The 24,261-nt window shown below is 66.6% G+C and carries 24 protein-coding genes and 1 pseudogene; 5 read left to right on the forward strand and 20 right to left on the reverse strand.

Going from position 1 to position 24,261, the window contains the following annotated elements; translation table 11 throughout:
* Positions 1-11 precede the first annotated feature (11 nt).
* Positions 12-587 carry a hypothetical protein gene (locus ACH5N8_RS13255; RefSeq protein ID WP_460027216.1) on the reverse strand — a complete coding sequence of 192 codons (576 nt, stop codon included), beginning with the start codon at positions 585-587 and terminating at the stop codon, positions 12-14.
* A 199-nt stretch (positions 588-786) separates the two neighbouring features.
* Between ACH5N8_RS13255 and hemH the strand changes: the two genes are divergently transcribed.
* A complete protein-coding gene (gene hemH / locus ACH5N8_RS13260; RefSeq protein ID WP_483281656.1) occupies positions 787-1,821 on the forward strand; it encodes a ferrochelatase in 1,035 nt (344 codons plus the stop codon).
* On the opposite strand, the gene ACH5N8_RS13265 is transcribed toward hemH, so the two are convergent.
* The 3 genes and pseudogenes from ACH5N8_RS13265 to pilA5 form a co-directional block, all read right to left on the reverse strand.
* A complete protein-coding gene (locus ACH5N8_RS13265; protein ID WP_483281657.1) occupies positions 1,761-3,125 on the reverse strand; it encodes a glycosyltransferase family 87 protein in 1,365 nt (454 codons plus the stop codon). The genes hemH and ACH5N8_RS13265 overlap by 61 nt on opposite strands.
* A gap of 145 nt (positions 3,126-3,270) precedes the next feature.
* Positions 3,271-3,561 (reverse strand): pilin, encoded by a 291-nt coding sequence (locus ACH5N8_RS13270; protein ID WP_483283196.1) that lies wholly within the window; start codon positions 3,559-3,561, stop codon positions 3,271-3,273.
* A 50-nt stretch (positions 3,562-3,611) separates the two neighbouring features.
* A pseudogene (gene pilA5, locus ACH5N8_RS13275) lies at positions 3,612-3,708 on the reverse strand (type IV narrow pilus major component PilA5); the annotation flags it as partial.
* 295 nt (positions 3,709-4,003) lie between these two features.
* Here pilA5 and ACH5N8_RS13280 point away from each other — a divergent pair.
* The gene (locus ACH5N8_RS13280; protein WP_483281658.1) at positions 4,004-4,423 is read left to right on the forward strand and encodes a secondary thiamine-phosphate synthase enzyme YjbQ; all 420 of its coding nucleotides are present in this window, start codon (positions 4,004-4,006) and stop codon (positions 4,421-4,423) included.
* A 23-nt stretch (positions 4,424-4,446) separates the two neighbouring features.
* Here the strand turns inward: ACH5N8_RS13280 and ACH5N8_RS13285 are convergent, their stop codons facing one another.
* On the reverse strand, positions 4,447-4,584 hold the full coding sequence (locus tag ACH5N8_RS13285) for a hypothetical protein (protein ID WP_483281659.1): 138 nt from the start codon (positions 4,582-4,584) through the stop codon (positions 4,447-4,449).
* A 120-nt stretch (positions 4,585-4,704) separates the two neighbouring features.
* Between ACH5N8_RS13285 and ACH5N8_RS13290 the strand changes: the two genes are divergently transcribed.
* From ACH5N8_RS13290 to mepA, 3 genes are all read left to right on the forward strand, one after another.
* Positions 4,705-5,958, forward strand: a complete 1,254-nt coding sequence (locus ACH5N8_RS13290; protein WP_483281660.1) for a hypothetical protein — start codon at positions 4,705-4,707, stop codon at positions 5,956-5,958.
* Positions 5,951-7,036, forward strand: coding sequence for a hypothetical protein (locus ACH5N8_RS13295; RefSeq protein WP_483281661.1), 1,086 nt, complete (start codon positions 5,951-5,953; stop codon positions 7,034-7,036). Before ACH5N8_RS13290 ends, ACH5N8_RS13295 begins: the two co-directional genes overlap by 8 nt.
* 77 nt (positions 7,037-7,113) lie before the next feature.
* Positions 7,114-7,953: a penicillin-insensitive murein endopeptidase gene (mepA, locus tag ACH5N8_RS13300; protein WP_483281662.1), complete on the forward strand. Its 840-nt coding sequence runs from the start codon at positions 7,114-7,116 to the stop codon at positions 7,951-7,953.
* Between the two features lie 105 nt (positions 7,954-8,058).
* Here mepA and ACH5N8_RS13305 read toward each other — a convergent pair whose 3' ends face one another.
* The 15 genes from ACH5N8_RS13305 to ACH5N8_RS13375 all read right to left on the reverse strand — a co-directional run bounded on the left by ACH5N8_RS13305 (position 8,059) and on the right by ACH5N8_RS13375 (position 24,222).
* Positions 8,059-8,913 (reverse strand): HlyC/CorC family transporter, encoded by an 855-nt coding sequence (locus ACH5N8_RS13305; protein ID WP_483281663.1) that lies wholly within the window; start codon positions 8,911-8,913, stop codon positions 8,059-8,061.
* Positions 8,910-9,368 (reverse strand): rRNA maturation RNase YbeY, encoded by a 459-nt coding sequence (gene ybeY, locus ACH5N8_RS13310; protein ID WP_483281664.1) that lies wholly within the window; start codon positions 9,366-9,368, stop codon positions 8,910-8,912. Before ybeY ends, ACH5N8_RS13305 begins: the two co-directional genes overlap by 4 nt.
* Positions 9,358-10,353 (reverse strand): PhoH family protein, encoded by a 996-nt coding sequence (locus ACH5N8_RS13315; RefSeq protein ID WP_483281665.1) that lies wholly within the window; start codon positions 10,351-10,353, stop codon positions 9,358-9,360. The genes ybeY and ACH5N8_RS13315 overlap by 11 nt, the downstream gene beginning before the upstream one ends.
* Positions 10,346-11,713 carry a tRNA (N6-isopentenyl adenosine(37)-C2)-methylthiotransferase MiaB gene (gene miaB, locus ACH5N8_RS13320; protein ID WP_483281666.1) on the reverse strand — a complete coding sequence of 456 codons (1,368 nt, stop codon included), beginning with the start codon at positions 11,711-11,713 and terminating at the stop codon, positions 10,346-10,348. Before miaB ends, ACH5N8_RS13315 begins: the two co-directional genes overlap by 8 nt.
* A gap of 228 nt (positions 11,714-11,941) precedes the next feature.
* On the reverse strand, positions 11,942-12,163 hold the full coding sequence (locus ACH5N8_RS13325; RefSeq protein ID WP_483281667.1) for a hypothetical protein: 222 nt from the start codon (positions 12,161-12,163) through the stop codon (positions 11,942-11,944).
* A gap of 286 nt (positions 12,164-12,449) precedes the next feature.
* A complete protein-coding gene (locus tag ACH5N8_RS13330) occupies positions 12,450-13,088 on the reverse strand; it encodes a histidine phosphatase family protein (RefSeq protein WP_483281668.1) in 639 nt (212 codons plus the stop codon).
* Between the two features lie 92 nt (positions 13,089-13,180).
* Positions 13,181-14,785 (reverse strand): protein adenylyltransferase SelO, encoded by a 1,605-nt coding sequence (locus ACH5N8_RS13335; RefSeq protein ID WP_483281669.1) that lies wholly within the window; start codon positions 14,783-14,785, stop codon positions 13,181-13,183.
* 40 nt (positions 14,786-14,825) lie between these two features.
* Positions 14,826-16,205 (reverse strand): UDP-N-acetylmuramoyl-tripeptide--D-alanyl-D-alanine ligase, encoded by a 1,380-nt coding sequence (locus tag ACH5N8_RS13340; protein WP_483281670.1) that lies wholly within the window; start codon positions 16,203-16,205, stop codon positions 14,826-14,828.
* A gap of 12 nt (positions 16,206-16,217) precedes the next feature.
* Complete coding sequence (locus ACH5N8_RS13345) at positions 16,218-16,436, reverse strand: type II toxin-antitoxin system HicB family antitoxin (protein WP_483281671.1); 219 nt, start codon at positions 16,434-16,436, stop codon at positions 16,218-16,220.
* A gap of 4 nt (positions 16,437-16,440) precedes the next feature.
* Positions 16,441-17,403, reverse strand: coding sequence for an L-threonylcarbamoyladenylate synthase (locus ACH5N8_RS13350; RefSeq protein WP_483281672.1), 963 nt, complete (start codon positions 17,401-17,403; stop codon positions 16,441-16,443).
* A gap of 27 nt (positions 17,404-17,430) precedes the next feature.
* Positions 17,431-17,826 carry a lactoylglutathione lyase gene (gloA, locus tag ACH5N8_RS13355; protein WP_483281673.1) on the reverse strand — a complete coding sequence of 132 codons (396 nt, stop codon included), beginning with the start codon at positions 17,824-17,826 and terminating at the stop codon, positions 17,431-17,433.
* A gap of 75 nt (positions 17,827-17,901) precedes the next feature.
* A complete protein-coding gene (locus ACH5N8_RS13360) occupies positions 17,902-18,435 on the reverse strand; it encodes an SPOR domain-containing protein (protein ID WP_483281674.1) in 534 nt (177 codons plus the stop codon).
* Between the two features lie 2 nt (positions 18,436-18,437).
* The gene (argS, locus tag ACH5N8_RS13365) at positions 18,438-20,198 is read right to left on the reverse strand and encodes an arginine--tRNA ligase (RefSeq protein WP_483281675.1); all 1,761 of its coding nucleotides are present in this window, start codon (positions 20,196-20,198) and stop codon (positions 18,438-18,440) included.
* Positions 20,199-20,312: 114 nt separating this feature from the next.
* A complete protein-coding gene (gene gltA, locus ACH5N8_RS13370) occupies positions 20,313-21,617 on the reverse strand; it encodes a citrate synthase (RefSeq protein WP_460027236.1) in 1,305 nt (434 codons plus the stop codon).
* Between the two features lie 52 nt (positions 21,618-21,669).
* A complete protein-coding gene (locus tag ACH5N8_RS13375; protein WP_483281676.1) occupies positions 21,670-24,222 on the reverse strand; it encodes a glycogen/starch/alpha-glucan phosphorylase in 2,553 nt (850 codons plus the stop codon).
* Positions 24,223-24,261: the final 39 nt, after the last annotated feature.

Here is a 24,261-nt window from a genome sequence, read left to right on the forward strand (position 1 = left end):
CGCGACGGCGATCAGCCGCCCCCGCCGAACAGCCGGCGCCAGAGGGAACGCGGACGGTTTTCCGACGCCGTCCGCGCAAGCCGCGCCTCGGCTTCGGCCAGCGGGTCGCCGGCCGGTGTCCCGCCCTCCGCCTGCCAGGCTTGCAGAGCCTCGCACTGCAAGCCCAGCAGCTCGCCGAGCGCGGGAAACAGGCGGCTTTCGACAATCGCCCGCTCCTGCCCCCGCAGCGAGCGGAAATAGACATCCATTTCCTCGATCCGGAAGGGCGACGCCGCCTTCGGCGATGTCAGCGGCATGTCCATCAGCATCTCGAAATCGCGGCCCAGGCGCGCCTGCAAGGCCGCCTGGTCGGGCGCCCGCAGGTACCGGATCGTGTCGCCGGCCACGACGCCGGGTTCGTGATCGATCACGAAGGTCAGGGTCAGATAGCCGCTGCCATCCTCCCGGTGAAAGGCCGACACCTTGACGATGCCCTCGAGGGCCGGCTGTTGCCCGCTCTGCGGGCGCATGAAGCCGGCAAAGCCGATCATGCGCTCGTCGGCCTTGGTGCTGAGAATGCCGCCCATCAGGTCGTAGGGTTGTTCCATGGCGAAGGCTCTCCGGGGCAAGGGACAGGCTGGGGTAACGCGAAAGCGAGAGTATGCGGGCGGGCCCATCGGGCGACAAGAGCCTCGGCGCCAGGGCCTTTGCTAGAATCGGCGCGGGATTTTCGCGCCAGCGGGGAACTCCCGCGGTCCGCCGCTGTATATCCAGCTTCCATTGTTTTTCCCAGCCCCCAGGAATCCCATGACCTCAAAAACCGGCGTACTGCTGATGCAGCTTGGCACTCCCGACAGCCCTTCGACCCGCGATGTGGCCCGCTACCTTGGCGAGTTCCTCAACGATCCGCGGGTCGTCGACCTGCCCTGGCTGGCCCGGAAGCTGCTGGTCAACGGCATCATCGTCCCCTTCCGGTCGCCGAAATCGGCCAGGATCTACCGGCAGCTGTGGGAACTGGGTGGCGGCCGCTCGCCCCTGCTGACCTACACCGAGCGTGCCCAGACATTGCTGCAGGCCCGTTTCGCGGGCGAACCGGTGGTGGTGGAAATGGCCATGCGCTACCAGAATCCCTCGCTGGAAAGTGTGCTGGAGCGCATGCGCCGCGCCAATTACGCCCGCATCGTGCTGATCCCCCTGTTCCCGCAATATGCCAGCGCCTCGACCGGGTCCGCCATCGACCGGGCCCTAGACATCATCCGCCGCTGGTGGGTGATCCCCGAGCTCAGCACGGTGAGCCAGTTCTACGACCAGCCGGCCTATATCGATGCCGTGGCCGCCCGTGCCGACGGTTTCCGGCTGGACGAATACGACCATGTCCTGTTTTCCTACCACGGCCTGCCGGAGCGCCAGCTCGACAAGGTATACGCCGGCGGCGACCTGTGCGCCGACCAGCCCTGCGAGACCGAGGTCAACGAGGCCAACCAGTTCTGCTACAAGGCGGCCTGCTACGCCACCACCCGCCTCTTGGCCGCCAGGCTGGGGCTGCCGGAATCCCGCTACACCACCTGCTTCCAGTCACGCCTGAACGGCAAGTGGGTGCAACCCTTTTCCGACCAGGTCATCGAGGCGCAGGCCCGGCAGGGCGCCCGCAAGCTGCTGGTCTTCAGCCCGGCCTTTGTCGCCGACTGCCTGGAAACGCTGATCGAGATCGGCGAGGAATATCAGGCGCTGTTCGCCCAGCACGGCGGCGAGAAGGTGCAGCTGGTGCCAAGCAGCAACGATCACCCACGCTTCATCGACTGCCTCGAAACGTTGGTCAGGGAGCGGTTGCCTTCGGCTTGAAGGCCGCCATACGACACGGCAACCGCCAGCACAAAGAAACCAACCAGGGAATAAAACGGCAAGGAATGCCGCCACAATACGTCGCCAAACGTCTTGATGGCACATGACGATATCAGGAATGATGGCACGCCAGACAACATCAGGGACAGAATTAAAAGGAGCCCATAGATTCTTCTGTGGGGACTTTGACTTATGCAACGGATAAAGATCAGGACCGGCACCGCCAACAGAGGAAAGTAATACATCCAGCCCAGGGGCGAGAGCAGCAACATGGAAGGCGTCGACAGCAGGAAAAGCCTGTCCGCCAACTCCGGCCGGGACACACCCAGCAACCTCGCCCTCCAAACGAGACGTGCCACGACAAGCACCACCATCATGCTCGACAAGAAAATCAAGCATGAAGACAGAACCGGCGCGTCGAACCATGCGTTTCCTTCCGCTCCACCGAATAGCTTGGTGTAGAACCCGAAAAAGGACGCATTCCAGCTTGAGGAAAACCAAGATACCTTACCCAGGACAGCAAGATAATCACTGTAACGCTGGAATCCCAGCAGGCCGCCAGAGCAGCTTACAGCGATGACCAGACCAGCCAGCGCCGAGACCAGAACCGACCAGCGGCCTGCACACAGAATGGGCAGAAATAAAAAAACAAAGAACGGTTTAAGTCCAACGAGAAGCCCCAGATAAAGACCCGACAAGCGGTCTTTTCCCATTCTCAGGGCGAACCAGGAAAGCGTCATGGGCAGCATCAACAGGAAAGCGACCTGACCATACTCGAAATTCGCATAGGAAGGGAAATAAGCAAGGAAGACCAGAACCGCCAGAATGGCTCGCCGAGATGAGGCTAAGCCAGGGAAAGCCCGGCTTTTCAGAACCTGCCACCACGCAAGTCCGGCGCAGGCAAGGGAGACCATACAGAACAGGATCCATGCATCTTCATAGCTCAAGTAGGCCAGCGGCATCACCAACATAACCATGGTTGGCGGATTGAGGTTTGGGTGAATGATCTCCTCAATCCGCATAGGAGCCCGAGGCCCGTGGTCCCCGCCCATTGCCGGCTGTGGCAGCGATTGGTTTTGGCACTTTCGAGCCTTGTCTGGAGGCATCCAGTACGACTGCCCGCCCGTCAGCACATTGCGAGATGACAAATAGAACTTATAGAAATCATTCAAAGCCCCGCTGCCATATACCTCTCTTGCCGCACCATAGTAGAACCAGAGAACAGCAAGAGACAAGGCGAAAAACGCGCACCCAACAAGCGCGTTCGCCAGGAAGGGCGACCGACTAGAAATACCATTCAGCATTGTATTCAACACCAACCAAAAGCGCTTCCCTGCCCTTACAGCGCCATGGCAGTAAGGCAGAACTTGTCGCCGCCCATGAAACGGCAATAAAAAGCCCCTACGAGAGGGGCTTTTTGTGCGAAAAATCAGATACTCTGACGAACCATCAGCTGGAGTCTCCACAGGTAGAGGGCTTGCAGCTTGCATCGGAATAGCAAGTCCATTTAATAGGGTCACTGGCCTGGGCTGGCACTACTGGAGTCAGCCTAACTATTTTACCTTGCACACAGGATGCCACCCCTGTGGCTTTCATTGTTGCCGTGATAACACCCTCATCAACAACCAGAGATTCAGCATATTTCCCCGCTCCTGTCGTTGTGTTAGGAGGAATCCCATTTGTATCGCCATCAAGATTGGTCAAGCTCCCCGTATTGATATACGCTTCCGCCACAGCCACTTTCCGACCCGAAGCAATCGCAATGGCATCCCCCAACTGCGCCTTGCCCGTATAGTCCTGATAGGCGGGGATCGCAATCGCCGCCAGAATACCGATGATCGCGATAACGATCATCAACTCGATCAGGGTAAAACCCTGCTGTCTCATGTTTCTGAATTCCGTATTCACGGCAAACCTCCTGACAATGTCTGTCCGTTAGCTATTTTTTTCGTACCCGTCGTGCCCCGGCCAGCCTCCAAGGCCGCTCGCCTCAACGCATTGAGCCCGCCATGGGCCGAGCCCCCGCTGCCACCAGCACACGGGAACTTTAGCAGATTTGCGGATTCGTCATGACGTGCGCGCGGCCAGGCTGGCGGCTTGCGCAAGGGCTGCCCCCATGACAGGCAGCAACTGCCGTCATGCGGCCATAATGCCCGCCCTGTCCACCACGGAGATCGTCCGCATGAAAAGCTACCGCAAGGAACTCTGGTTCGACACGCCCCAGCGCGTGGGTTTCGTCAACATCACGGCCGAGGTGCAGGCGTGCCTGCGCGAAAGCGGCATCCGCGAGGGTCTGGCGCTGGTGAATGCCATGCACATCACCGCCTCGGTGTTCATCAACGATGACGAGTCCGGCCTGCATGGCGATTTCGCCAGCTGGCTGGAGGAACTGGCGCCGCACGCGCCGCTGAGCCGTTACCGGCACAACCTGACCGGCGAGGACAACGGCGACGCGCACCTGAAGCGCCAGCTGATGGGCCGCGAGGTGGTGGTGGCCGTGACCGAGGGCAAGCTGGACTTCGGGCCATGGGAGCAGATCTTCTACGGCGAGTTCGACGGCCGGCGGCGCAAGCGCGTGCTGGTGAAGATCATCGGCGAATAGCCCGGGGCCGGCCGGGGCCGCCGCTAGTCCTCGCCCTCGCCGCAGGGCTGCGGTTTCGAGCCTTCGGGAATCCGGTGGCTGCGGGTGGTGCGCAGCAGGGTCAGGGCGTTGCCGGCGACGATCAGCACCACCAGGCCGAGAGTGATCCAGAAAAGGGTCATGGGTTTGGCTTCACAGGGTCGGGTTGGACGCGCTAGGATAGCCCGAAACTGGGGAGAGCCAGACCCTATGCCCACATCCGCCACCCCGCCGCATCGCCGGGCGCCGTCCGGCCCGACACCATGAGCCAGGCCGCCGTCTGGCGCATCGGCGGCTGGCTGAACCTGATCCAGAGCACCTTCGTCGGCCTGCTGCGGGTCCTGTCGGTGCCCATTGTGCTGATGCTCAGCGTCGCCTCGGGCTACACCACTTACTACGGGCTCAGCTACTTCATCACCCCCTGGATTGCCCTCATCGTCACCGTCGCGGTGCAGTCCATCGTCGTCATCTGCTCGCTGGAGCTGGCCGGCATGCACTGGCGGGCCAACCCCTTGCGCTACCTGAGCGTGGTCCTGTCGCTGCTGGTGGCGCTGACGGTGTCGGTTACCTTTTCCTATTTCAAGTTCTACGAGTTTTCCCGGCGCGACACGCTGCTGATCGAGCGCCAGGCGCGGCTGGCGGAGGACGTCAACCGCTACATGGTCGAAGTGGTGTCCCTGCGCAGCCGGCTCACGGCCGAGCAGCACAAGCGCATCGACGCCGCCGCCCGCGACACGGAGCGGGCCTACCTGAGCACGCATCCGGGCATGGCCGGGCAGAAGGTCGGCAAGGGCCGGATCTGGAGCTACTACAACGAGATCCTGCAAGGCGAGCAGTCGCGCCTGAAAAGACTGGATACCCAGACCCAGCCGCTGGAGTCCGCCCTGGCGGCGACCCGCGCGGCGCTGCTGGCCTTCTCCGCACGCCCGAGCGAGGCCACGGCCCATGCCCGCCTGCTGGAGGCATTCCAGAACCTGGCGATACAGGCCGACCAGCTGGCCGCCAACTACGGGTTGACGCCGGCACAGGGGCCGCGGCTGGCCAGCTTCGCGGAATTCTCGCGCGGTATCACGCCGTCCTTCGCCATGTGGGCCGATCTGTCGTGGTTCGCGCTGGCCTGCGCCTCGATGGTGGACTTCTTCACCCTGGTGCTGTCCTACCGCCTGGAAATGACCGCGCCGGGTCCGCTGACCGAGGAAGAGAAGGAGCTGGCCTTCCAGGGACTGCGCCAATTCAGCCGCTTCACCATCAATCGCAACGACGAGCTGGAATTCCGCCTGGAACGCACGGAGCTGGAGCGCGCCCGGCGGGTTCCGGACTGGCAGCGGATGTTCTCGGTGGCCTTCCTGCTCAATCGCGGCTACCTGCGCAAGATGAGCGGCTCGTCGGTGGAGTTCGCCCCCAACCTCTACCCCATTATCGCCGAACGGCTGACGCGGCAGCCGGCCCCGCCGTCCGGCATGCCGGCCAACGACGCAGCGCTGGCCGAGGCCCTGCGGAAACAGCGGCATGGCTGAGTCCGGTCATGACGACAGCGGCTGGAACGCCGGCTTCGAGGGCGACCGGCGCGTGGTGCTGTCGCGGCTGGGACCCTACCGGCGTGTCTTTCCCCGGCCGCGCGGCTACGTGAAGCGGCTCCATCATCGCGTCTTCGATCTCGTCATCGAGGACTGGGACATCCCCCTGGAACCGCCCTCGCTGGGCAATCTCTGCACCGTCAGGGCGGCGCTCGCGATCCGCTTCCAGCCCACCCTGGCCTTCGCCCGCGAGCATGTCGAGCACCTGGAGGATCTGGGCGGACACATCCGCCGGCAGTATTGCGCGCTGCTGAAGGACACCGCCGAGGCGGCGCTGCGGGCCCTCGAATCGGCCAACTGGCTGAACCAGGGCCATGCCCGGCTGGAGCGGGAGATCGAGGACCTGGCCCAGGAACTGCTGGCCATCCGCGATATCCAGAGCCGTTGCCGCTGCCGCATCGAGGCCACCTTCGCCGCACTCGACGTGGACCAGCTCGACGAGCACATGGCCTCGGCCGACCCGGCCCGCAACGGCATGGCCCTGGAACTCCTGCGGCACCGCCGCGAAACCCTGGCGCGCGTTGCCCGCGAGCGGCATCAGGAAGCCCTGCTGGAACAGCGGCTGCACCTGGAACAGCAGCAACAGCTGCTGGACTTGCTGAAGCAGGAAACCGCCCTGCTGCGCGCCCAGCAACAGGAGCAGACCCTGCAGGCGCGCGAGGCGCTGCTGGCCGACGAGACCCGCGAGTCCGAGAGGATCGACAGCGAGACCCGGCTCAGGCGTGAACGCATCCGCCAGGAGGCCGAACTCAAGCGCCTGGAACTGGAAGCCCGCCTGCTGGAGAAGGACCAGCGCACCGACAGCCATGGCGAGGTGCACGATCACCTGAAGCGGGAGATCGAGCTCCTGGCCATGGAACGGCAGCGGCTGGCGCTGGAGGAGGAAATCCACAGGACCCGGCTGGCGCGGGCCAAGGGCTGGATCATCGGCGCCAAGAAGCGTTTCCCGCTCGGCCAGGACCAGGACAACGCCATCGCCATGGAAGGCCAGATCGCGCGGCACACCGACCCCGGCTGAAGCGCCCTGCCCCCCTGCCGGGTACGCGCAGGCCTGCCCGGCCATCCACCCTGACCATCGGAATGAACCCTGTCGGCATGATCGATCGCAAACCGAACCTGTTGCGCCTCGCCGTCCTCGTCCTGGCGCTGACCACCTCGCTCGCCGAGGCCAATCCCTGGGCGGACGTGCCCAGTCCCAGCGCCGGCCCCTCCCGCGCCATCGGCGACACCAGCGCCGGCTGCATCCGCGGCGCCCGCACGCTGCCGACCGAGGGCAAGGGCTATGTGGTGATGCATCTGGAGCGCAACCGCTATTACGGCCACCCCAGCCTGATCCGCTCGATCCAGGCCTTGGGGGAGCGGGTGGCACAGGGACTGGGCATCATGCACGTCGGTGATCTCGGCATGGCGCGCGGCGGCCCGATGCCGTTCGGCCACCGCAGCCATCAGACCGGCCTGGATGCCGACGTCTGGTTCGACCTCAGCCCCGGCCTGCATCTCAACGCCAACGCGGATCGCTCGGATGTCCGCGCCTACAGCCTGCTGAACCGGACCAGCGACGGACTCGACGACCGGCTCTGGAGCGACAGCCACGCGCAGTTGCTGAAGGCGGCGGCCAGCCTGCCGGCGGTGGACCGGATCTTCGTCAACGCCCGCATCAAGCAGGCGCTGTGCCTCGGCAGCCGCAGCGACCGTACCTGGCTCAGGAAAATCCGTCCCTGGTACCGTCACGAGGATCACTTCCACATGCGCCTGGCCTGTCCGCCGGACAGCCCGGCCTGCAAGCGGCAGGAGCCCATTCCGCCCGGCGATGGCTGCAACGAACTCGACTGGTGGTTCCGGCGGACGCCCGATCCCGCTGCGCCCGCCAAGACGCCACCTCCGCCAAAGCCCCTCATGCCTGCCGAATGCCGGGCCGTGCTGGCGGATGATTGAGCGGCGTTGCCCGCCGGGGCCGCCGCGGGTGGAAGGCCCGATGACGTAGGGTCTGATGGCGGTACGGGACGGCGGCGGGTCGGCAACGCCGCGCGCCGGGGGCGGTCATTTCGGGCCGCTTTCGTCGCTCTCGCCGTTGAGCAGCACCAGCTTGAACAGCTCGACGCGGCGGCTGTCGGTGCGGAGAACGATGAAGCGATAGCGCCCCAGCTCGGCCTTCTCGCCGCGCTTGGGCACATGCCCTAGGTGATGGACGATGAGGCCGCCGATGGTGTCGAACTCGTCGTCCTTGAAGTCGGCGCCGAAGTAGTCGTTGAAATCCTCGATCGGCGTCAGTGCCTTGAGGGCGTATTCGCGGTCGTTCTTGCGGAAGATGTATTCCTCATCGCCGAAGTCATGCTCGTCCTCGATGTCGCCGACGATCTGCTCCAGCACGTCCTCGATGGTCACCAGACCGGCGGCCGCGCCGTATTCGTCGACCACGATGGCCATGTGGCTGCGGGTGGCGCGAAATTCGCGCAACAGCACATTGAGGCGCTTGCTCTCCGGCACATAGAGCGCCGAGCGCATGATGTCGCGGACCAGCTTGCTGCGATCCTTGAGGCTCTGCAGCAGCAGATCCTTGACCAGCAGGATGCCGACCACCTCGGTACGGTCCTCGGCGATCACGGGGTAACGGGAATGGGCGGATTCGGCGACGAGCGGGAAGACGGTCTCGATCTCCGCATCCTGCGGCACGACGACCATTTGCGAGCGGGGAACGGTGATGTCGCGAACGCGGAGTTCGGAGACCTGAAGCACGCCCTCGATCATGGAAAGGGCGTCGGTGTCGATGAGCTGGCGCTTGTGGGCGGTCTTGAGCAGTTCCAGCAGATCCTCGCGGTCCTCGGGTTCGCCGGAGATGAAGTGGGTCAGGCGGGCGAGCCAACTTCGATGCTCGCCCGCGGAATCATCGCTCATGTCTTGGGGGCCTCGTCGATCTCGTAGGGGTTGGGATAGCCTAACCGCGCCAGGATGTCGATTTCCACCGCCTCCATGCGCTCGGCATCGTCGTCTTCGATGTGATCGTAGCCGCGCAGGTGCAGCACACCGTGCACCACCAGGTGCGCCCAGTGCGCTTCCGCCGGCTTGTCCTGCTCCCGCGCCTCGCGCTCGACCACCGGCGCGCAGATGACCAGATCGCCCAGCAGCGGGTTGGGCACGCCGGGCGGCGTCTCGCAGGGAAAGCTGAGGACGTTGGTCGGTCCGGGCTTGTGCCGGTAGGTCTGGTTGAGCTCGGCGCTGCCGGCCTCGTCGACAATGCGGATGAAGACCTCGGCGTCGTCCGCATCGGGTCCGGCGGCCACCGCCCAGCGCTGAAACAGCTCGGCTTCCGGTACCGCGAGGCCCGAGACGTTGTCGACCTCAACGATCATGGGTGTCGGTCGCGGGCCGGGCCCGATCCCAGGCCTCGTAGGCGGCGACGATGCGCTGCACCAGGGGGTGCCGGACGACATCGTGGGCGCCGAAGAAGGTGAAGCTGATGCCCTCGACCTCGCGCAGCACCTCCAGCACGTGGCGCAGACCCGATTCCTTGCTGCGCGGCAGGTCGATCTGGGTGATGTCGCCGGTCACCACGGCCTTGGAGCCGAAGCCGACACGGGTCAGGAACATCTTGATCTGCTCGACGGTGGTGTTCTGCGCCTCGTCGAGGATGATGAAGGATTCGTTCAGCGTGCGGCCGCGCATGAAGGCCAGCGGCGCGACCTCGATGACGTTGCGCTCGATGAGCTTGGCGACCCGCTCGAAGCCGAGCATCTCGTACAGCGCGTCGTACAGGGGCCGCAGGTAGGGATCGACCTTCTGCGCCATGTCGCCGGGCAGGAAGCCGAGCTTCTCGCCGGCCTCGACCGCGGGACGGGCCAGGATCAGCCGCCGGACCTCCTCCCTTTCCAGCGCTGCCACCGCGCAGGCGACGGCCAGATAGGTCTTGCCGGTACCCGCCGGACCGATGCCGAAGTTGATGTCGCAGCGGGCGATGTTTTGCAGGTAGTGCTGCTGATTGGCGCCGCGCGGCCGGATGATGCCACGCTTGGTGCGGAAAACCGGCGCCGGCTCGGTGGCGGCGGCCGTCGCCAGCATCGCCTCGACATTGGCATCCTGCAGCGAGAGATGCACCCGCTCCGGCGTGATGACCTCGTCGCGGCTGGCCGCGAACAGGCTCTGCACCACCCGCGCCGCGGCCTGCACCGCGCGGTCGGCGCCGATCAGGGTGAACTGGTTGCCGCGGTTGGCGATCTCCACGCCCAGCCGGCGCTCGATCTGCCGCAGGTGTTCGTCGAACTGGCCGCAGAGGCTGGCCAGCCGCTCGTTGTCGTCCGGCTCCAGCCGCAGCTGGAGGGTAATGGGGGAATTAAGCAAGTGAGGCCATCTGGGATGAGCCGGACGCCGCCGGGGCCGGCAACCAGCGGCCGCGCAGCGAGTTCGGCATCGCCTCGGTGATCTGCACGTCGACGAACTGGCCGATCAGGCGCGGATCGCCCGGGAAGTTGACCACCCGGTTGTTTTCGGTGCGCCCGCAGAGCTCGCGCCCGTCGCGTTTGGAAGCACCCTCGACCAGCACGCGCTGCACGCTGCCGACCATGCCGCGGGAAATCTCCGCCGCCATCTGGTTGATGCGCGCCTGCAAACGCGCCAGGCGGGCCTTTTTTTCGGCCATGGGCACGTCGTCGGGCAGGTCGGCCGCCGGCGTGCCGGGCCGCGGACTGTAGATGAAGCTGAAGGAATGGTCGTAGCCGAGGGTCTCGATCAGGTCCATGGTCGCCTCGAAGTCCGCCGCGGTCTCGCCGGGATAGCCGACGATGAAATCGGAGGACAGCGAGAGTTCGGGGCGCACCTCGCGCAGGCGGCGAATCCTGTCGATGTATTCCTCGCGGGTATGGCCGCGCTTCATCAGGGACAGGATGCGGTCGCTGCCGCTCTGCACCGGCAGATGCAGGTGGCTGACCAGCTTGGGAATGTCCGCGTAGGCCTCGATCAGGCTGTCGCTGAACTCGACCGGATGCGAGGTGGTGTAGCGGATCCGCTCGATGCCGTCGATGGCGGCCACGTAATGCAGCAGCAGCGCGAAATCGGCGATCTCGCCGTCGTCCATCAGGCCGCGGTAGGCGTTGACGTTCTGCCCCAGCAGCACGACCTCGCGGACACCCTGCTCCGCCAGCAATGCCAGCTCGGCGATGACATCATCCAGCGGGCGGCTGATCTCCTCGCCGCGGGTATAGGGCACGACGCAGAAGGTGCAGTACTTGCTGCAGCCCTCCATGATCGACACGAACGCCTTCGGCCCCTCGGCGCGTGGCTCCGGCAGGGCATCGAATTTCTCGATCTCGGGGAAGGAAACGTCGATGGCGGGCTGCTGCTCCCTGCGCACCCGGTCCAGCAGTTGCGGCAAGCGGTGCAGGGTCTGCGGGCCGAACACGAGGTCGACATAGGGGGCGCGCTTCTGCAGGGCTTCGCCCTCCTGACTGGCGACGCAGCCACCGACACCGATGACGAGATCCGGCCGGCTCTGCTTCAGCGGCCGCCAGCGACCGAGTTCGGAGAACACCTTTTCCTGGGCCTTCTCGCGCACGGAGCAGGTGTTCATGAGCAGCACGTCGGCCTGTTCGGGATCGTCGGTCAGCTCGAAACCATGGGAGGCATGCAATACGTCCCGCATCTTGGCGGAATCGTATTCGTTCATCTGGCAGCCTAGGGTTTCGATATAGAGTTTCTGCGTCATCCCGTTGGGCGATCTTTGCGGCGGCGAGATTCTATCAGACTTCCCGGACTTGTCAGGGCGCCGCGATCCGGCACGGGCGGTTGTCCGGCCGGCTCCCGGGCGGGAGGGCCGAACGTGGCTGGGCGAGCGTTGCGGGAGATATTCCGGGGCGTCCGGGTTGCCCGGAGCGAGTCAGGCAGGCAGGGATGAAGGGGGTACCGGGGCGGCCAAACCCCGGGCCGGCGGGCGTCAGGGCAGCCAGCGGTTGCGCCGGATCAGTGCTTCCAGCCAGTCGCCGTGCCCCCGGGCATCGTCCGGCAGGCTCGGATAGACGAAGCGGTAGAAACGGCTGACGGCGCCCGGCTCGGGTGTCTCGGGACGGGCGGCAACCGGAACGGTCTGGCGGTAGAACATCAGCTGGTCGCGCTCGTCGTTCGCGTGGCGGGGCGAAATCGGTGTCATCGTGCCCATGACCTGGTCCTCTCTCGTGTGCATGTCGTGAGGGGAAAAAGATGGGTATCCGGTCAGCCGGAGGGCGGGCCGGATACCCATAAGCCATTCGACTGAGAAGGAGAAACTCAGCCCGACCTTCATGAAGCAGCTAGCATGCCAGAACCGGTCGCGGCGGCACCAGCCCCGGACCGCCCGATTCGACGCCGGCCCGGCGGGGATTCGCGGCCCGGCCGGCAGCCGCCCCGGGCCCGGCTCACCCCCCATGCTGCCCGATATTGGAGCACGACGGGCGCGCCTTGGGGCATCAGGTACCCGCCCGGTCGCGAAGTTCGGCGCGCAGATGCGAGCGGTCGCCCAACCGAACCAGGCGCGGGCCATGCTCGTGGAACTCGATCACCGCCAGCGAGGCCACCGGCGTGTCCACCCGGTCACGATAGCCGCCCAGATCGATGCCGAGCAACACACAGACCAGGATGCGGATGGTGGCCTTGTGGGAAACCACCAGCACGTCGCCGTCGCAATGGGCTTGCTGGATCTCGTCGAGCACCTCCAGCGCCCGCCGGGCGACATCGATGCCGCGCTCGCCGCCGGTCGGTCCGTTCCAGCCGGCATCCGCCAGCCAGCGCGGATAGTCACGCGGATACTCCCCGGCAACCTGGGCGGCCGACTTGCCCTCCCATTCGCCATAGTCGATCTCGCGCAGCCCCGGCCGCAGCCGCATCTCGTGCCCCGCCAGCCGACACAGCGGCGCCGCCGTGGCCCGGGTGCGCCGCAGGGGACTGACGTAGACGCCGGCCCAGGGATGATCCCGGTAGGCCAGCGCGAAGTCCTCGGCCATCTCCTGGCCGGCCTCGGTGAGATCGATATCGGTCAGGCCGCAATAGCCGCCGCTGGCGCTGGCTTCGGTCTCGCCGTGTCGCAGCAGGAAAAGCGTGAGAGGCATGGGCATTCACCTGTCGGGTGCGAAAAAATCCGGGGCTCGACCCCGCGCCGGCAAGGCGAGCCGGGCGGCCGACACGGGAGCCAATGGGGACCTCAGGAACTGCACGACAGCATCGAGCAGCCGGGCCGGTTGCGGGCCCAGTCGGGGCGCCTGGCGGCAAAGGCCTCCCGGCCCGGCTGGTCCTCGTAAGGGCGGCGCAGGACCTCCAGCAGTTCGTGGATCATGCCCGGGTCACCGGCCTCGGCGCGGTCGATGGCCTGCTGGGCCAGGTAGTTGCGCAGCACGTAACGCGGATTGACGGCCTGCATGCGCACCACGCGCCAGTCGTCCGACCGTCCATCCCGGCGCAGCCGGCCGGCATAGGCCCGCAGCCAGCGGGCAAGACGCTGCCGATGCGCCTCGCCGACCGTCTCCGGCCGGTACCAGACGTCCGCCAGAGGTGCCAGCAGGCTTGGCTCGTCGGCCTCGGCGAGGCCGGGTCCGATGGCGGACAGCTGGCGGAAGAAAAGCGTCATGTCGGTCTCGACGGCGGGCAGGATCTCCAGCAGTTCGGCGCCGAGTGCGTCGTCGCTGGCCGGCTCGTAGGCCACGAAGCCCAGCTTGGCCGCCATCATCTCGCGCCAGCCGCGCTCGTAGCCGGACGGGTACGCATCCAGCGCCGCCTGCAAGGGTGCGACCTCGCCGATCAGCGGATGGATGGCGTTGGCCAGCTGCACCAGGTTCCAGTAGGCGATGCGCGGCTGGTGACCGAAACGGTAGCGCCGGCCGGCGGCATCGGTGGTATTGGGCGTCCAGTCGGGATCGTAGTCGTCCACCCAGCCATAGGGGCCGTAATCAATGGTCAGCCCCAGGATCGACATGTTGTCGGTGTTCATGACCCCATGCACGAAACCGACCCGCTGCCAATGGACGAGCAGCGCCGCCGTGCGCCGGCAGACCTCTTCGAACCAGCGCAGGTAGCCGTCGCGTGCGGGCGCGGCCGCCAGCTCGGGAAAATCGGCGGCCAGGGTGAAATCGACCAGCCGGCGCAGGCCCTCGATATCGCCGCGTGCGGCGAAGATCTCGAAGTGGCCGAAGCGCGTGAAGGAGGGCGCCACCCGGCAGACGATGGCGCCGGGCTCGGGTCGGGGATGGCCGTCGTAGAACAGGTCACGGATCACCGCCTGCCCGGTCTCGACCAGACTCAGCGCGCGCGTGGTCGGCACGCCCAGGTGATGCATGGCCTCGCTGCAGAGAAATTCGCGGATCGAGGAACGCAGCACCGCCAGCCCATCCGCCCGGCGGGAATACGGCGTGGGTCCGGCGCCCTTGAGCTGCAGCGTGCGATAACGCCCGTCGGGGCACAGGGTCTCGCCGAGATTGATGGCGCGGCCATCGCCCAGCTGCCCGGCCCACTGGCCGAACTGGTGGCCGCCATAGCAGGTGGCGTGCGGCACCATGCCGGGCAGCAGGCGATTGCCCGCCAGCACCTCGGCGAAGCCGGGGTCGCGATGGGCGTCATCGGCAAGCCCCAGCTCGGCGGCAACCTCGGCGGCGTGCGCCAGCAGGCGGGGGGCCGGTACCGGCGTGGGCGAGACGCGGGAATAGCATGCGCCCTGCACCTGGCGCGGGATATTGCGGGTATCGGGATCGGCCGGCAGGGCGTCGACGAAACGGCTGCCGAAACGCAGCTCATGCAGGCGTTTGCGGGTATTCATGCCAGGTTGAGTGGCAAAGGCCGGTCCGGGTTCCCGGCGATCACCGCGCGGCGGCGCCGTCCCCGCAGAGCGCCTCGACCACCCGCTCCATCCGCATGAAACGCGAACCCTTCACCAGCAGCGTGGCGCCGGGGCCGGACAGCCGACGGGCCGCCTCGATCAGCGTCTCGATCCCGGCGCAATGCTCGGCCGGACCGCCGAATGCGGCCACGGCGGCGCGGGTCTGCTCGCCCAGCGCCAGCAACGTCTCCAGGCCCCGTTCGCGGGCGTAGCCGCCGATCTCGGCATGGAACGCCGGCCCCTGGTTGCCGACCTCGCCCATGTCGCCCAGCACCAGCACGCGGGTTCCCGTCAGCCCGGCCAGCAGCTCGATGGCGGCGCGCACCGAATCGGGGTTGGCGTTGTAGCTGTCGTCGATGACCGTGGCGCCGGCCGTAGCGCGGCGGATGACGCCGCGGCCGCTGACCGGGGTGAAGGCTTCCAGTCCGCGGCGGATGATGGCGGGCGCGATGCCGGCGGCCAGCGCGGCGCTGGCCGCCGCGGCCGCGTTATGGGCGTTGTGCGCGCCGGCCAGTTGCAGACGACATTCGATCGGACCCTCGGGCATGTTCAGGCTCAGGTGGAGGCCGCCGGGAATCGGCGCGAAGCGGGCGCCGACCGCCGCCGGCTGGCGGAAGCCGAAATCGAGAATCCGGCGCGCCCCCGCCAGCTCGCGCCAGACGGGGGCGCAGTCATCATCGGCCGGAAAGACGGCGACGCCGTCGGCCGGCAGTGCCGCGATGGCGGCACCGTTCTCGTGCGCGGTCGCCTCGACCGTACCCATGAACTCCTGATGTTCGCGCTGGGCATTGTTGACCAGGGCGACGGTCGGCTGGGCGATGCCGGCCAGATAGGCAATCTCGCCAGGATGATTCATGCCCAGCTCGACCACGGCATAGCGATGCTCGGGGCGCAGGCGAAACAGCGTCAGCGGCAGGCCGATGTCGTTGTTGAGGTTGCCGCGGGTCGAAAGGCGCCCATCCTCGCCGGCTGCCGTGAGGAGGATGCCGGCCAGCATCTGGGTCACCGTGGTCTTGCCGTTGCTGCCGGTGACGGCGATGAGCGGGATGTCGAAGCGCGCCCGCCAGCCGGCTGCCGCAGCGCCCAGCGCCAGCCGGGTATCGGGCACGACGATCTGCGGCACGGCGAACGCCAGCGGCCGCTCGACCACCAGCGCCAGGGCGCCGCCGGCCACGGCCTGGTCGGCGAAGTCGTGGGCGTCGAACCGCTCGCCGCGGAGCGCGAAGAAGACAGCCTCCTCCGGCAGGTGGCGGGTATCGGTGCTGATCGCCCGGAACGGCCGTCCGGCTTCGCCGGTCAGCGTGGCGCCGGGCATCAGGTCGGCGAGTTCGCCCAGGGTCATCATGTTGCGGTTCCTCATGAATGTGATCCGTCAATTCAGGCGGCCGGTTCGCAATACTCGACCACGGTGGCGGACAGGCGGACCGGCAAGCCGTCCTGGCGCATCCCCCTCGACAGGCAGGGCGATGGCTGCACGCAGGCTGGATTCCATCGCCTCCAGGCTGGCGCCCATGGTGACGCATCCCGGCAAGTCGGGCACGCAAGCGGGAACGCTGCCCTCGGCTTTTTCGATGATGACGGCGACACGCATGGCTTCAGTTCGTGCTGGCCCTGCCCAGCCGGTCATTGACCGCCCGCCAGGCTTCGTCATCGGGCGGCTGCTCGACGACGATGGTATCGAAGTCCCCGTCATCCAGCCGGCGCAGGCTGGCATACAGTTGCCGGGCAAACTCGGCGGCCCCGGCGGGCATGGGATGCAAATGCAGGCCGGCGGGCAGGTCATCCGCCGAAAGGGCCCGGGGCATCACGGCGATGCGCAGGCCGCGCGCCAGGAGTTCGCGGGTGGTCGCCGCAAGCTGCTCCGGCCGGCACAACAGCAGCCGCGTGTCGGGCGCGTAATGGGATTCGAGCATGCCCGGGGCCCGCACGTCACTGGGGACCGGCTGGCCCGCCAGCGGGGTACCGAGAACGGCTTCCAGCGCGGAGGCGGCGATCGCGCCGGGCCGCAGCAGCACCGGCTGCTCTCCCACCAGGCTGAGAATGGTCGATTCCAGTCCGACGCGGCAATCGCCACCCGCCAGGATCAGGTCGACCGTTTCGCCGAATTCGTCCAGCACATGCTCGGCGCGGGTCGGGCTGACGCGGCCAAAGCGGTTGGCCGAGGGCGCCGCGATGCCGCCGCCGAAGCGGCACAGCAGGTCCAGGGCGACGGGATGGCCGGGAACGCGCAGGCCGACGCTGTCCTGGCCGCCGGTCACTTCCAGCGGCGCCTGGCCGCGCCGGAGAATCAGCGTCAGCGGCCCGGGCCAGAAGTGCTCCGCCAGCCGCAGGGCCGCAAGGGGAATGTCCCGGGCCCAGGCCGACAGCATTCCGGCGTCGCCGATGTGAACGATCAGCGGATGATCGGCCGGCCGGCCCTTGACGGCGAAGATGCGCCGCACCGCTGCCGGATGGGCGGCATCCGCGCCAAGGCCGTAAACCGTCTCGGTCGGAAATGCCACCAGACCACCGGCGCGAAGCCGGCGGACGGCCGCGTCGATGTCATCGGTGATCGGCATGGGCGGGACGATTCGAGGGTGACAGGCTCAGTGCGGTCCGGTGCCTTTCTGGATGAATTCGATCCGGTAGCCGTCCGGATCGGCGACGAAGGCGATGACCGTGGTGCCGTGCTGCATCGGGCCGGCCTCGCGAATGACGCTGCCGCCGCGCTGCCGGACCAGTTCGCAGGTCCGGTAGGCGTCGTCGACCTCGACGGCGATATGACCGAAGCCGTTGCCGAGTTCATAGCGGTCGGTATCCCAGTTGTGGGTGAGCTCGATGACGGCGCCATCCTGCTCGTCCTGGTAGCCGACGAAGGCCAGGGTGAAGCGGCCATCCGGATAGTCCTGCCGGCGCAGCAGCCGCATGCCGAGGACATCGGTGTAGAAGGCGATGGAACGGTCCAGGTCGCCGACCCGGAGCATGGTGTGGAGGATTCTCATCGGTGGTTCTCCTGTGCGTGTCGGGCCCGCCCGGGGGCGGATCATTGCGACGGGGTCTGGTGCGCCCTGCCGTGGCTAGCGGACCGGTGCCTGCATGACGCTGTCGATGGCGCGGCTGCGCAGAAACAGGCGGACCTGGTTGGCATCCAGGATGGTCCGGTAGGGACCCAGCATGACCCGGTACCAGGTCGCGAATTCGAGCCGGATCTGTTCGAGACGCGGCGCGAGCGAGCCGATGCCCTCCAGCCGCGCCTTCAGCGCCTCGGCCTCGCCGAGCTGCGGAAAGGCGCCAACCTGCAGGTAACAGGGGCTCTCGACCGGCGGCTTGCCCAGACGCTTGTCGCGCAACGCGGCATTGATGTCGCCCTCCGCGATCTTGCGCTCGTCATCCGGCATGAGCTGGAAGAAGCCGAACTGCGGCGCCGGCGGGCCTGCCAGCTCGGCGGCGGCCGGCACGGCAGCCTGGGTCTGGCTGCCGTGCCGGAAGATCGCCACCGCCGTGGCGATCAGGATCAGCACGACCAGCAGCGCCACGCCCAGCCGGAGACCGGCCTTGAGAGGTTTCCTCTGGCGGAAGGCGGGAACGCGGTGCTTGAGGTCCTTGGCCATCGCTACATGGCTTCCGGCGCGGAAACGTCCAGCAGGGCCAGGCCGTTGGCGATGACCTGCCGCACGGCGGCGATCAGGTTCAGGCGGGCGTCGCGCAGATCGGCATCCTCGACCAGGAACTGGTGCGAGTTGTAATAGCCATGCAGTTCGGCGGCCAGCTCGCGCAAATAATGAATCAGGTGATGCGGTGCATGCTGCAGGGCGGACTGCTCGACCACCTCCGGATAGCGCGCCAGCGTGGTCACCAGGGCGTTCTCGTGCGGCTCGGTCAGCCGGCTCAGGTGCGCCATGCCGTTCGGCAGATTGCGTGGCAGGCCCTTCTCGTCGAGCTGGCGGAACACGCTGCACACGCGGGCATGGGCATACTGCACGTAGTAGACCGGATTCTCGTTGGTATGCGAGGTCGCCAACTTGAGGTCGAAGTCCATGTGCTGGTCGGACTTGCGCATGACGTAGAAGAAGCGCGCCGCGTCCTTGCCGACCTCGTTGCGCAACTGCCGCAGCGTCACGAACTCGCCCGAACGGGTCGACATCTGCACCTTTTCCTCGCCGCGGTAGAGCACCGCGAACTGCACCAGCAGCACGTCCAGCCTGTCGCGCTCGCCGCCCAGCGCCTCGATGGCGGCCTTCACCCGCGGGATGTAGCCATGATGGTCGGCGCCCCAGATGTTGATGATGCGATCGAAGCCGCGCTCCAGTTTCTGCATGTGATAGGCGATGTCGGAGGCGAAATAGGTCATCTGGCCGTTCTCGCGCACCACCACCCGGTCCTTTTCGTCACCGAGGCGGGTCGAGGCGAACCAGGTGGCGCCGTCCTGCTGATACAGGTAGCCGGCCGCCTGCAGCGTATCGAGCGAGCGCTGCACGGCGCCGGATTCGGTCAGGCCACGCTCGGAAAACCATTCCTCGTAACGGACGCCAAACTCCTCCAGATCCTGGCGGATGTCGGCGAGGATATCGTTGAGGCCGGCGTCGAACACCAACCGGTAGTCGGCCGGGCCGAGCAACGCCTTGGCCCGGGCCACCAGCGCGTCGATGTGGAGCTCCTTGTCGCCGCCCTGCGGCTCGTCGGCGGGAATGTCGCTGAACACCCGGGCCACCGGCCGGTGCAGGCGCTCGCCCTGGGCCTTGTGCAGGTCGAAGGCGATGCTGCGCACGTACTCGCCGCGATAGCCGTTGCTGGGAAACACCAGGCTTTCGCCGCATTCCTCCAGATAGCGCAGCCAGACGCTGGCGGCGAGGATGTCCATCTGCCGGCCGGCATCGTTGACGTAATACTCGCGATGCACCTCGCAGCCGATGGCTGCCAGCAGGTTGGAGACCACCGCGCCGTAAGCCGCGCCGCGGCCGTGGCCGACGTGGAGCGGGCCGGTCGGGTTGGCGGAGACGAATTCCACCTGCACCCGCTGGCCGGCACCGCGGCGGCTCTTGCCATAGTCGTGGCCGGCCTCGTGGATGTCGCGGATGACGCCGAACTGCGCCTGCGGGTCGAGGAAGAAGTTGATGAAGCCGGGACCGGCGATCTCGACCTTGAGGATGACGGGATCGGCCGGCAGCGCGGCGATGATGCTTTCCGCGAGCGCCCGGGGATTGCTGCGGGCGGACTTGGCCAGGGTCATGGCCAGGTTGGTGGCGAAATCGCCATGCTGGGCATCGCGGGCGCGCTCGACCAGGCAGGTGGCCGCGACGTCGGCGGGCAGGCTGCCCGCCTGCCGGAGGGTATCGACGGCGGCGGCGAGCAGGGATTCCAGGCGTTTCTTCATGCGGGAAAATCGGGGAGGCGGGCTGAACGAGGGCGGTATTATCCCCGAATCCCCCGACCGATGACAGCCGCGGACACCGGGGCGGCCGCCTGCCCGTCCCGCCCCGCGACGGTGTCAGCGGGTCCGTCTGTGCCCGGCGGGAACGTCCCGCCGGGCCGGGCCGGTATAGAGCTGGCGCGGGCGCCCGATGCGGTGCTCGGGATCGCTGATCATCTCGGCCCAGTGGGCGATCCAGCCGACCGTCCGCCCCATGGCGAACAGGGCGGTGAACAGCTTGGTGGGAATGCCGAGTGCGTGCAGCACGATGCCGGAATAGAAGTCGACGTTGGGATAGAGCTTGCGCCCGATGAAGTAGTCATCCTCCAGGGCGATCCGCTCCAGCTCCAGTGCCAGGGCGAACAGCCGGTCGTCGTGCAGGTCCAGCTCGTTCAGGACCTCGTGGCAGGTACTGCGCATGAGCCGGGCGCGGGGATCGTAGTTCTTGTAGACGCGGTGGCCGAAACCCATCAGCCGGAAGGGATCGTTGCGGTCCTTGGCCCGAGCGATGTAGGCGGGAATCCGGGACACGTCGCCGATCTCCTCCAGCATGTTCAGCACCGACTCGTTGGCGCCGCCGTGTGCCGCACCCCACAGGCAGGCGATGCCGGCCGAGACACAGGCATAGGGGTTGGCGCCGCTGGAGCCCGACAGGCGCACGGTGGAGGTGGAAGCGTTCTGCTCGTGATCGGCATGCAGGATGAGGATGCGGTCGAGCGCATTCACCAGCACCGGGTTGGGGCGGTACTCGTCGCAGGGCGTGGCGTGCATCATGTAGAGGAAGTTCTCGACATAGCCGAGACGGTTCTGCGGATACATGAAGGGCATGCCGGTGCTGTACTTGTGGCACATGGCGACGATGGTCGGCACCTTGGCGATCAGGCGGATGGCGCTCATCTCGCGGTCCCTGCCGGAACGGATGTCCAGGGCCTCGTGATAGAAGGCCGACAACGCGCCGACCACGCCGACCAGGATGGCCATGGGGTGGGCATCGCGACGGAAACCCTTGAAGAAGTTGCTCAGCTGGTCATGCACCATGGTGTGCAGGGTGATGTTGCGCTCGAACGCCCGCAACGGGTCCGGATCGGGCAGCTCGCCGTGGAGGATCAGGTAGCACACCTCGAGAAAGCGGCAGTGCTCGGCCAGCTGCTCGATCGGATAGCCGCGATAGAGCAGCACCCCCGCATCGCCGTCGATGTAGGTGATGGCGGACCGGCAGCTGGCGGTGGAACTGAATCCCGGATCGTAGGTGAACAGGCCGGTCGCCTGGTAGAGGGCCTGCACATCGATGACGTCCGGGCCCAGCGTGCCCGGATACAGCGGCAGTTCGCACAGGGTTTGCGCTTCCGCCACCAGGGACAGCTTCTGGCGTTTGCTTGTCATGGTTCCACCTTCTCACGCTTGGATGGGAAAAATGGCGGCGGCAGCTGCCGCCTCACTGCATGGACCCCGCGCCCGGCCGGTGCTGCCGGATCAGGCTCACCGCCACCGGCGCCACCTTCCAGATGTCCTCGCAGTACTCGCGAATGGCGCGGTCGGAGGAAAACTTGCCGGATCGCGCCGTGTTGAGAATGGACATGCGCGCCCAGTGCTCGGCGTCCCGGTAGGCGGAACCGACCTGCTCCTGGCACTCCAGGTAGGACCGGAAGTCGGCCAGCACCAGGAACGGGTCGTGATGCAGCAGGTTGTCGAGCAGCGGCTGGAACAGCGCCGCATCGCCGCGCGAGAACAGGCCCGCGCGGATCACGTCCAGCACCTCGCGCAGGGCCGGATCGGCGTGATACAGCCCCTGCGGGTCATAGCCGTGCTGGTAGCTCAACGCCACCTCGGCGGCGTTGAGACCGAACAGAAAAAAGTTCTCAGGGCCGACCTCCTCGCGGATTTCGATATTGGCGCCGTCGAGGGTGCCGATGGTCAGGGCGCCGTGCATCTGGAACTTCATGTTGCCGGTACCCGAAGCTTCCTTGCCGGCGGTCGAGATCTGCTCGGACAGCTCCGCCACCGGATAGATGCGCTGGCCGATGGTGACGTTGTAGTTGGGCACGAAGAGCACCTTGATCTGGTCGCGCAGCGTCCTGTCGCGGTTGACCACCGCGCCGACCGCGTTGATCAGCTTGATGATCAGCTTGGCCATGTGATAGCCCGGCGCCGCCTTGCCGCCGAAGATGAAGGTGCGCGGCGGAATCTCGAGATGGGGGTCGCTCTTGAGCCGCAGATACAGATGGATGATGTGCAGCACGTTCAGGTGCTGGCGCTTGTACTCGTGGATACGCTTGACCTGCACGTCGAACAGCGACTCGGGATCGATGCCGACGCCCAGCTCGCGGCGCGCATAGGCGGCGAAGTCGTGCTTGTTGGCACGCTTGATGGAACGCCAGCGCGCCCGGAAGGCGGGATCGCCGGCCAGGGGTTCCAGCGCCCGGAGCTGCTCCAGCCGGGTGATCCAGCCGGGCCCGACGGCCTCGTCGAGCAGCCGGCCCAGACGGGGATTGCAGAGCTGGATCCAGCGCCTTGGCGTGACCCCGTTGGTCTTGTTCTGGAACTTGTGCGGCCACAGTTCGTGGAAATCCCGCAGCACGTCCGACTTCAGCAGCGCCGTGTGCAGTTCCGCCACCCCGTTGATGGCGTAACTGCCGACACAGGCCAGATGCGCCATGCGCACATAGCGCTCACCGGTCTCGTCGATCAGCGACAGGCGCGCCACCCGCGCCTCGTCGCCGATGAAGCGCATGCGCACCTCCTCCAGGAAGACCGCGTTGATCTCGCAGACGATCTCCAGGTGACGCGGCAGCAGGCGGCCGAACAGCGCCAGGGGCCAGCGCTCCAGGGCCTCCGGCAGCAGCGTGTGATTGGTGTAGGCGAAGGTCCTGCGGGTGATGCCGAAGGCCTGATCCCAGCCAAGACCCTGCTCGTCCAGCAGCAGGCGCATCAGCTCGGCGACGGCGATGGCCGGATGCGTGTCGTTGAGCTGAATGGTGAACTTCTCGTGGAACCGCTCGACCGGAATGTGCTGGACGCGCAGGATGCGCAACATGTCCTGCAGGGAACAGGAAACGAAGAAGTATTGCTGCTGCAACCGCAGTTCCTTGCCGCGGATCTGCTCATCGTTCGGATAGAGAATCTTGGTCAGGTTTTCCGAGATGACCTTCTGCTCCACCGCGCCGTAGTAGTCGCCGCGATTGAAGGTGGCGACGTCGAAGGACTCCGGCGCGCCCGCCTGCCAGAGCCGCAGCGTGTTGGCGGTGTGCGTCCGGTAGCCGGCGATCGGCGTGTCGTAGGGGACGCCCTTGACAACCTGCGCCGGCACCCAGCGGATCAGCATCCGGCCCCGCGGATCCTCGAAGCGTTCGACATGGCCGCCCAGCTTGACCTCCACCGCCCATTCCGGCCGGGCAATGTCCCAGGGATTGCCGAACCGCAGCCACTTGTCGGTGCGCTCCACCTGCCAGCCGTTGACGATGGCCTGCTCGAAGATGCCGAACTCGTAACGGATACCGTAGCCCAGGGTCGGGATGCTGAGGGTGGCCATGGAGTCGAGATAGCAGGCGGCGAGGCGCCCCAGGCCACCGTTGCCGAGGCCGGGCTCGTCCTCCTCCGCCAGCAGGGCATCGAGATTCAGGCCGAGCTCGGTGAGCGCCTGAAGGACGATGCCGGTCATGCCGAGATGGTTGAGATTGTTGCCCAGGTGCGGGCCGAGCAGGAACTCGGCCGACAGGTAGGCAACCGTCCGCGACTTCTGCGCGGTGTAGACCGCGGCGGTGCTGACCCAGTGGTTCAGGAGCGCGTCGCGGACCAGGTAAGCCAGCGCCATGTAGTAATCGTGCTGGGTCGCCAGCGCCGGAAACTTGCCCTGAACGTAGAACAGCTTGTCGAGAAAGGCGCGCTTGATGGCCTCCGTGTCGACGCTCTCGGGTGCGATCCGCGGGGATGGCTCCGGCTTCGGGGTGGCCGGCTCGCGGCCGGCAGGAGGCGGGGGTTTCTTGAACATCGTGCCGGTGTGCTCGGGAGAAAGGTCTTTCGCTGACGA

It is taken from the genome of Methyloparacoccus sp. NF-16, assembly GCF_056880625.1.